Here is a 5,311-nt window from a genome sequence, read left to right as displayed (position 1 = left end):
GAATAAAGGAGGGAGCTATTTGAAAAAAATCGTATTAATTGTTTTACTACTAATATTTTCTACATATAGTATCTCTTTTGCAGATAGCTTAAATCTTTCTGGTGAAGGTGCTATACTTATTGATGCTGATACTGGTCAAATTCTCTTTGAAAAAAATTCTCATATGAAATTGCATCCTGCTAGTACTACTAAAATAATGACTGGCATATTGGCCTTAGAGCTTGGTAATATGAAGGATATTGTAACAGTTGACGAAGAGATTGTTAAACTTACTGCTGGAAGTCATATAGCCTTAGAGCCAGGAGAACAATTGAAATTTGAGGATTTGTTAAAAGCTTTATTAATTGAATCTGCCAATGATTCTGCATTAGCTATTGCAAAACATATTTCTGGCAGCATTGATGGTTTTGCTAAACTTATGAATGATAAAGCCAAAGAGTTAGGTGCTTTGAATACTAATTTTGTAAATCCAAATGGTTTATCAGAAGAAAACCATCTAACTACAGCCTATGATTTAAGCTTAATAGCAAAATATGCTATGAAAAATGACGCTTTTAGAGAGATTGTATCTAATCATACCTACACTATTCCTAAAACAAATAAAAAAGAAGAAGAGCGATATTTAAAGTCTGCCAATAAACTATTGTACAGTAATCAAAAGATAGATGTGGATGGAAAAATAGTTCCCATTAAATACGAAGGAATTAATGGGGTAAAAACTGGATACACTTCATTAGCACAAAATTGCCTTGTAGCTTCTGCCCAAAGACAAAATCAAAATTTAATTGCTGTGGTTTTAAAATCTAATGGTAGAGAAGTATATTCAGATATACATAAATTACTCAACTATGGATTCGAAAATTTTAAAAAGATTAATATCGCAATCAAAGATCAATTTGTTGATAATATAGAAATAAAAGAAGGAATGAATCCAATTGCTGCTGGCATTATAAAAGAAGATTTGCCTGCTTCTATTCCTAAAAATTCTTTAGATAAAATAGATAAAAAAATTTTTATCCAGGATGATATTGAAGCTCCTATTGAAAAAGGGCAAGTTTTAGGTAAAGTAGAATATTATTTACAAGGGCAACTTTTAGGACAAGTAGATGTAATATCCACATTAGATATTGAAAAGATACCACCTGTAAGTATTTTTCAATTAATTTTAAGCAAATGGTATATTTTACTAATAGGTTTGTTTTTCTTATATAGGGTCATGGTTATTGTTAAACGCAAAAAAAGTAGAAGGCGAAGACGCTCTCTATATAAAGTTCCAAGCTCATTCCACTAAAAAAAAGCAGCTATGCTGCTTTTTTTTAACTATAGTACTGCTATAGCTTCAATTTCTATATTCCCATCCTTGGGTAGTTTTGCAACTTGTACACAAGATCTTGCTGGTTTGTGTTCTTGAAAAAAGTCTTCATATTCTTCATTGATTAGTGGAAAATCATTCATATCTTTTATGTATATATTTACCTTTACTATATCCTTTAACTTTGCTCCACCTTCTTCTACTACTGCTAATAGATTATCTAGGCATAACCTTGTTTCTCTTTTAATATCTCCCTTTATTAATTCTCCGGTTTCTGGAATTATTGGAAGTTGTCCAGAAGTAAAAATTAAATTACTTGTTTTTATACCTTGTGAATAAGGACCTACTGCTTTTGGTGCTTTATTAGTTGATATTGATTTAGTTTTCATAATTTAACCTCCTAAAGTTATAATGGTAAATAAGCATATATATTGATAATTGTTTTAGAGTATGTCGTCCAATGCTAACTCATCACCATCAGCCCATAGTTTTTCTAAATGATAAAATTCTCTGTCTTCTCTATGGAACACATGGACTATAATATCTCCAAAATCTAAAAGAATCCATCTGCTACTTTCTTTGCCTTCTTTGCCTAAAATATTATATCCTGCCTTTACCATCTTTTCTTCAACATGGTCAGCAATAGATAATACTTGGGTAGTAGAATTGCCACTTACTAAAATAAAATAATCGGTAATAGAAGTTAATTTGTTAATGTCTATCGCCTTTATGTCAAACCCTTTTTTATCATTACAAGCTTCTATAATAATAGATATTCTTTCATCTATATCCTTCACTCAATTACCTCCTGCTATTTTTATTAAATTAGTTATCATTATTGTTTACATTTTCTACTGTTCTATATTCAGTAAATAAAGATTTAACTAGTTTACTAGTTTCTTCCTCGTCAGGAATAAAATAAGATGTTCCGTTGATGTATTTCCCATTTCCTGGTAATGTAGCAGTTTGCATTGAATCTGCGTTGAAAGATTTTGCATTCATAGCAAATTTCATTATAAGATCCAATGGTATATTCGTATCAACATTATTATAATAGGATTTAATCATTTGAGGAATATTTACAATATTTGTTGGGCTTAATGCTTTATCAGCTGCTGCTTTAATAAATTCTTGTTGAGCTTTAATCCTGCCTAAATCCTGATCAGCATATCCTTTTCTAAATCGTAAGAATTGTAAAGCCTGATCTCCATCTAATTTTTGGTACCCTTGTTTTAAATCTATATATAAGGGAGGATCTGCTACAGGATCACTGTATTTCATGTCCATAGGGACCTCTATTTCTACACCATCCATTAAATCTACTACTTCTTCTACAATTTTATAATCAACTTTCACATAATATTCCAAATCTATGCTTAATAAATCCTTTACAGCCTTTACTGATAAATCAGGTCCACCATAAGAATGAGCATGGTTTATCTTCTCTTCATATTTTCTACCTCGTATTCGTGCCTTAGTATCTCTTGGTATAGAAAGTATTGATACATCTCCTGTTGATTTATCCATTCTGCAAAGCATCATGGTATCTGTTCTGATACCAGAAGTTTTACTTACATCCTTAGAGTCTACTCCTAATAATAAAAACGTAATATCATCTTTACCATCAACTAATCTATCAATAAAGGTTTCTTTATACCCATATTCACCATCTTCTAAATCATCAGTAGCTTTAAAAACCGTTTTATAAATAAAACCACTCCATATTAAGGAAAATATAATTAAGGAAACAAAAAAACTTTTTAAAAATGTCTTTCTCACTAGACTTCACTCCATATTCTTTTGAATTAATAAATGATTTCTTGCTTTAATAGTATCTAGATGTATTAGATTTCCCTTTTCAATAACAAATTTTAATGTATTGTTTATTGCATATAATAAAGATTTATCAATGTCTTTATAAGCTAATTTTCTTATTTCCTCTATGCCATTAAAATCTCTATTAGGTTCTATCATATCAGCTATATAAACAATCTTTTCTAAAAGCTTCATACCTTCTCTGCCAGTAGTATGGAAACAGATAGCATTTAAAATATCCTTGTCCTTTATTTTATATTTCCTTTTTGCTATTTCTGCACCTAATGGACTATGAATAAGCTCTTTATTAATTTTCATTACATTATCTAGAATTATATCAAAATCACTAGCCATTTTCAATAGATTTATTTCTCCTTGTAGCTTACCACAATCATGCAAAAGCCCTGCAATCCTAGCTTTTTCAATTGGATAATTATATATTTTTGCTAATTCCATACTAGTCTCCATTACCCCTATAGAATGATTAAATCTTTCAATACCAATATCCTTTTTTAGTTCTTCATAAATCCATTGTTCAATCATTTTTTCTACTACTCCTTATAAAGTTTATTTTTTTCAATATATATTTCCACTGAGTTAGGAACCATATATTTAATAGAAAGTTGTTTATTTATCCTATTCCTAATTTCTGACGAAGATATGTCTATTAAAGGCGATTCTAGTATATATATATTACTTTCATAATTGTTATTCAATTCTTTAACCTTATATTCCAATGTTTTGTAATCCAAGTCCTCTCTTTTAGCTACAATAAAATTACACAAACTTAACAATTCCTTATGATCTTTCCACTTATGTATCTGATACAATGAATCTGAACCTAGTATAAAATAAAAATCCGTATCTTTGTATCTAGACTTTAAATATTTTATAGTATCTATTGTATATGTAATACCTTCCCTTTCAATCTCTATAGATGATAGATAATAGTAAGGGTTCGAATTTATAGCAAGTAAGGTCATATTATATCTATGAATATCAGATGTAATATTCATACCATCCTTATGGGGTGGTTTTCCTGTTGGTATAAAAAAAATTTTATCTAAATTTAAAATCATTCTAGAATATTCAGCTAAAATTAAATGTCCATTATGTATCGGGTCAAAAGTCCCTCCCATAATTCCCACCTTTTTTGTACTCACGCCTCTCATCCTCCAGTTAAAATTGTAATAATAGATAAACTTCAGAAACATCTAATTCTGAAGTTTATGCTAATTTTACCTATTAAGGTAATTGAATTTTTTTGTTTTCTTTAGATTCCCTATATATAACTAATTTATTTCCTATGCTTTGAACAAATTCTGCATTAGTACTCTCTACTAAATCTTTAGCTACTTTAGTTGTATCTAAGTAACTATTGTTCAATACATTTATTTTGATAATTTCCCTTGCTTCCAAGGCTTCATCTACTTGTTTAACAAAATTCTCCGTAATCCCATTTTTCCCAACTTGAAATATTGGGTCCATAGTATTAGCTATACCTTTTAAATAACTTCTTTGCTTTCCAGTCAACAATTTCTACACTCCTTTGCTCTTCACTTAATCAAAAAATTCAAATTCATATCCACATATAAATACTGAATCATTTTCTTTAATTCCTAATTTTTTTAATTGTTCTACAACGCCTCTTTGTTTCATAATATTTTGGAAATATCTTAAAGAATCAAGATTATCAAAATTAATTGAATATAATAATCTTTCTATGAAAGAACCTTCAACAATGTAAGTTCCATTTTCTTTTTTTACTATAATATCATCCTCAATAGGTTTTTCTATAATAATATCTGCTTTTTCATCAAAAGTCTCATATCCTACTTCTATATCTTTTAAGGCTTCCCAAATCCCAAATTTCAACTCATTAATTCCCTTCATAGTTGCTGCAGATAGTGAAAAAATTTTGTAGCCCAAAGGCTCAAATTCTTCTTTTAATTTATCAATCCATTCCTCTGACTGAGGTAAATCAATCTTATTTGCTGCAATTATTTGTAGTTTATCCTTTAATTTTGGATTATATTGGGTTAATTCTTCGTTTATTTTATAAAAGTCTTCTATGGGGTTTCGCCCTTCTATACCAGAGCTGTCTAGTACATGGACTAATAGTTTAGTTCTTTCCACATGCCTTAAAAAATCATGTCCTAATCCTACCCCTTCATGAGCTCCTTC

The 5,311-nt window shown here is 29.2% G+C and carries 8 protein-coding genes; 1 reads left to right on the top strand and 7 read right to left on the bottom strand.

Annotated elements, in window-relative coordinates; all coding sequences use genetic code 11:
* Positions 1-19 precede the first annotated feature (19 nt).
* Positions 20-1,291, top strand: a complete 1,272-nt coding sequence (locus VK998_RS11240; protein ID WP_325228342.1) for a D-alanyl-D-alanine carboxypeptidase family protein — start codon at positions 20-22, stop codon at positions 1,289-1,291.
* A gap of 29 nt (positions 1,292-1,320) precedes the next feature.
* On the opposite strand, the gene VK998_RS11235 is transcribed toward VK998_RS11240, so the two are convergent.
* The 7 genes from VK998_RS11235 to cgtA form a co-directional block, all read right to left on the bottom strand.
* Complete coding sequence (locus tag VK998_RS11235) at positions 1,321-1,701, bottom strand: RidA family protein (protein WP_325228339.1); 381 nt, start codon at positions 1,699-1,701, stop codon at positions 1,321-1,323.
* A gap of 54 nt (positions 1,702-1,755) precedes the next feature.
* Positions 1,756-2,109, bottom strand: coding sequence for a ribosome silencing factor (gene rsfS / locus VK998_RS11230; RefSeq protein ID WP_325228337.1), 354 nt, complete (start codon positions 2,107-2,109; stop codon positions 1,756-1,758).
* Between the two features lie 28 nt (positions 2,110-2,137).
* Positions 2,138-3,091, bottom strand: a complete 954-nt coding sequence (locus VK998_RS11225) for an LCP family protein (protein ID WP_325228335.1) — start codon at positions 3,089-3,091, stop codon at positions 2,138-2,140.
* 6 nt (positions 3,092-3,097) lie between these two features.
* A complete protein-coding gene (gene yqeK, locus VK998_RS11220) occupies positions 3,098-3,670 on the bottom strand; it encodes a bis(5'-nucleosyl)-tetraphosphatase (symmetrical) YqeK (RefSeq protein ID WP_325228333.1) in 573 nt (190 codons plus the stop codon).
* Positions 3,671-3,678: 8 nt separating this feature from the next.
* Positions 3,679-4,290 (bottom strand): nicotinate-nucleotide adenylyltransferase, encoded by a 612-nt coding sequence (nadD, locus tag VK998_RS11215; RefSeq protein WP_414713603.1) that lies wholly within the window; start codon positions 4,288-4,290, stop codon positions 3,679-3,681.
* A gap of 82 nt (positions 4,291-4,372) precedes the next feature.
* On the bottom strand, positions 4,373-4,663 hold the full coding sequence (gene yhbY / locus VK998_RS11210) for a ribosome assembly RNA-binding protein YhbY (protein ID WP_325228329.1): 291 nt from the start codon (positions 4,661-4,663) through the stop codon (positions 4,373-4,375).
* 24 nt (positions 4,664-4,687) lie between these two features.
* A partial coding sequence (cgtA, locus tag VK998_RS11205) for an Obg family GTPase CgtA (protein ID WP_325228327.1) occupies positions 4,688-5,311 on the bottom strand: 624 nt, incomplete at its 5' end.

The organism is Schnuerera sp., from assembly GCF_035459645.1.
In the GTDB taxonomy this organism is placed as follows: domain Bacteria; phylum Bacillota; class Clostridia; order Tissierellales; family Tepidimicrobiaceae; genus Schnuerera.
Note: the sequence above shows the minus strand (reverse complement) of the source record. Positions and strands in the feature narration are given on the sequence as shown.

Bases quoted from the DNA above. Each gene is read 5' to 3' on its own strand.
- VK998_RS11235 (WP_325228339.1), bottom strand. From the start codon at position 1,701: ATGAAAACTAAATCAATATCAACTAATAAAGCACCAAAAGCAGTAGGT.
- yqeK (WP_325228333.1), bottom strand. From the start codon at position 3,670: ATGATTGAACAATGGATTTATGAAGAACTAAAAAAGGATATTGGTATT.